This is a genomic window from Ruegeria jejuensis (genome assembly GCF_041537905.1).
Taxonomy (GTDB): Bacteria; Pseudomonadota; Alphaproteobacteria; order Rhodobacterales; family Rhodobacteraceae; genus Ruegeria_C.
In genome coordinates, this window is the sequence record NZ_JBGRUO010000054.1 from 1 (window position 1) to 2865 (window position 2865).

General features: G+C 56.2%; 2 protein-coding genes and 1 pseudogene. 1 reads left to right on the plus strand and 2 read right to left on the minus strand.

Annotated features, from left to right (window positions below; translation table 11 throughout):
* The coding region (locus AB1E34_RS25970; RefSeq protein WP_372575186.1) for a transposase at positions 1–214 on the minus strand (214 nt) is incomplete at its 3' end.
* A 150-nt stretch (positions 215–364) separates the two neighbouring features.
* Here AB1E34_RS25970 and AB1E34_RS25975 point away from each other — a divergent pair.
* Positions 365–523 (plus strand): annotated as a pseudogene (locus tag AB1E34_RS25975) (IS6 family transposase); the annotation flags it as partial.
* A gap of 147 nt (positions 524–670) precedes the next feature.
* Here the strand turns inward: AB1E34_RS25975 and AB1E34_RS25980 are convergent.
* A complete protein-coding gene (locus tag AB1E34_RS25980; protein ID WP_372575187.1) occupies positions 671–2674 on the minus strand; it encodes an O-linked N-acetylglucosamine transferase, SPINDLY family protein in 2004 nt (667 codons plus the stop codon).
* Positions 2675–2865: the final 191 nt, after the last annotated feature.

The window sequence follows — 2865 nt, forward strand, 5'->3', positions numbered from 1 at the left end:
GCTCGGCCAACAGCTTCTTCAGCTTCGCGTTCTCGGATTCCAGTGCCCGCAGCTTCTTGGCATCCGACGGCTCCATGCCGCCATACTTCGACTTGTATTTGTAGAACGTGCCCTGACTGATCCCATAGCGCCTGCACACGTCAGTCGTCTTCTCGCCAGCTTCCTGTTCCTTGATCATCTGAATGATCTGTTCGTCGGAGAATCTCGTCTTCATTTGTCCGTCCTTTAGTTGGGCGGACTCTACACAAAGCTGGAGGAAATTCAGGGGCTCAGGTCAGTGGATCTGTTGCAAAGATTTGAGCATTGACGTTCCCGAGGTTAACGAGTGAATGGCCTGTACTTGTAACCCGTTGAAAGCCTGCTCATGATTTCCTTCAAAAGTGCGCAGTATCCGAGGGACGTTATCCTTTTCGCCGTGTTCTTCTATGTTCGCTATGGTGTCTCCAACCGCGATCTCAAAGAAATCAAGGCAAAGCGCGGCGTTTCGGTCGATCACACGACGCCGAGCCGGTGGGTAAAGCGATAGCTTCGAACCACGCCAAAGTTTGCGACCGAACCCCCTCTGGCCCTTCTCTGCGACATAAACGAATAGCAACGTTGGGATTGTTGAATGCCCGCTGCCTCCAAAGGGATCGGCAGAAACGCAGATATTTTACTGAGAAATTAGGGCTCATTGAGTATCTTCGCTCTTGGTGCTCACGCGGGGCATAGTGGCGGAAACGCGAAACGACTTGGCCGCCTGCCCCGCGGCATGTAGCGCATGGGCCTGTTTGTACGCTTCTTCAATGTATTGTGTATGGGTCACCGTATCGAAAAGCGGGCAGGTCAGTCGGGTAGCCGCCAGCCGACGCGAGATCTCGCCCAGCTTTTCAGAATCAAGGGCCAGTGCCAAAGCGGCGGTTTCATAGTCCGCATCGGTTGTGGTGATCATCTCAGACAGACCCGCTGCTGCTAGCAAACTGGCTGCGACCCGTGCCGCGAACTGATCGCCCGCGCGCGTCAACACCGGCAACCCGGCCCAGAGCGCATCGACCGCTGTTGTATGCGCGTTATACGCAAATGTGTCAAGAAACAGGTCCGCCAGACGGTGCCGGGCCAGATGCTGTGGGTTTGGCATCCTGTCCGCAAACACCAGCCGCGTATCATCCACATCATGTGCCCCAGCCGCGGCGTGGAGATTGTGTTCGGCCCAGCGGTTCTCCCGCAACAGCCACAGCACGCTGCCGGGCACGCGGGACAGCAATCGCATCCATATCGCGAAAACGCGTGGACAGATCTTGTAGCTGTTGTTGAAGCAACAGAACACAAACGCATCTTCCGGCAGGCCAGCCTCGGCCCGGGTTTGCGGGCGATCCGAAATTGGACGGTTCCGATCACCGGGCATGTAGCAATGCGGCAATGAGATTATGGCCTCGGAAAACGTTCCATGCCGGTCAGGCGGCAAAACCGTGTCATCAGCAATTGCATAGTCGATATATGGCGCTCCGGTGGAACCGGGATACCCGAGCCAGGCAATCTGCACCGGGGCAAGTCGATGGGAGAACAGCGCGGCCCGATTGTTTCGGCTGTAGCCCATCAGATCGACGGCAATATCCAACCTGTCGCGGCCAGCCAGCGTAACGGCCTCGGCATCGGACAGGTCGCGAATGTCGTGAAAGCTCGCGAAATTCCCAATGACCTTGTCACGCATCGCGTCACCGTTATGCCCGATGGAATAGGCAAAGAGCGTGAAACGGGATTTATCGTGTGCGGCCAGCGTGCCCGCCAGCAAGTGCATGGTTGCGTGGTCGTAATAATCCCCAGAAACATATCCGATGCGTAATTTTCCGTCAGGGCGGGGCTGGCGGGTGGACAGGGCGGGTGCGTGCAAGCCGATGGTCCGCCGCACATGGTTTTCGGATCGTTGTTTTTGCCGTTCCGGATGATCCTCCAAACACAAGGCTCCGAATGGTGGCACGGCCTCGTTCTTTACCCCCAGCGTCATCAGGCGGGAATTCAGCCGGTCCATTCCGTCCCAATCACACAGGCACGCCAGGTGGACGAGGGTTTGCAATAGGATTCTGTCGCCGTCAGGTGCCAGAGTGTGCGCGTGCAGGTAGTGATCTCGCGCCAGATCGAGTCGACCCAGTTCTCGCAGCACTATAGCCAATGACAAACATGTGTCGGCTGATTGCGGCGCTTGCTTCTGCGCCCGGTACAAAATCTCCAGCGCTTCTTTGTACCGCCCCATGCGGCGCAACGTGTTGGCCTTATTGATCAGGGCGTCGTGATATCCCGACTGACGGCGCAGCGCCGCATCGTAACAGTCCAGCGCCTCGCGCCATTGATTCTGCAGTTGTTTGAGATTGCCCAGATTGTTCCATGATTGGATGTGATCCGGGTTCTGCTTCAACACAGATTGATACTGGGTTTCCGCAGCTTCATTTTCCCCCATCGCCTGAAGAGTTACGGCAAGGTTGTATCGCGATGTGATGTCATCGGGGAAAAGCGATAACGCCTGTTGGTAACTCTTCACTGCAATCGGCAACTGACCCTGCAGCTTGGACACATTTCCCAACGCGGTATGCAAAATAGCTGCGTCTTGTGCAGGAAGCTCGTGGGATAGAATATCCCGATAAAGCTCAGCAGCTTCGCGGAAATGCCCAATACGCAGCCGCGCCTCTGCCCGACGCATTAGACGGTTTAGGCTCGGCATGTATCAACCCCATTTCTGGCTGCGTTTGGCTTTGAAGGTGTAGACGCCCCCGCTGGCCTTGGTGTGCCATTGTGGGTTTACAAACAACCTGAATGGAGGCGTCTATGGATGAGATTAGCATGATTGGCCTGGATTTGGCGAAGAACGTTTTCCAGGTGCACGGGGCGGAT

What these genes read in the sequence shown, in the direction of transcription:
- AB1E34_RS25980 (WP_372575187.1), bottom strand. Translation starts at nt 2,674, where the DNA reads ATGCGTCGGGCAGAGGCGCGGCTGCGTATTGGGCATTTCCGCGAAGCT.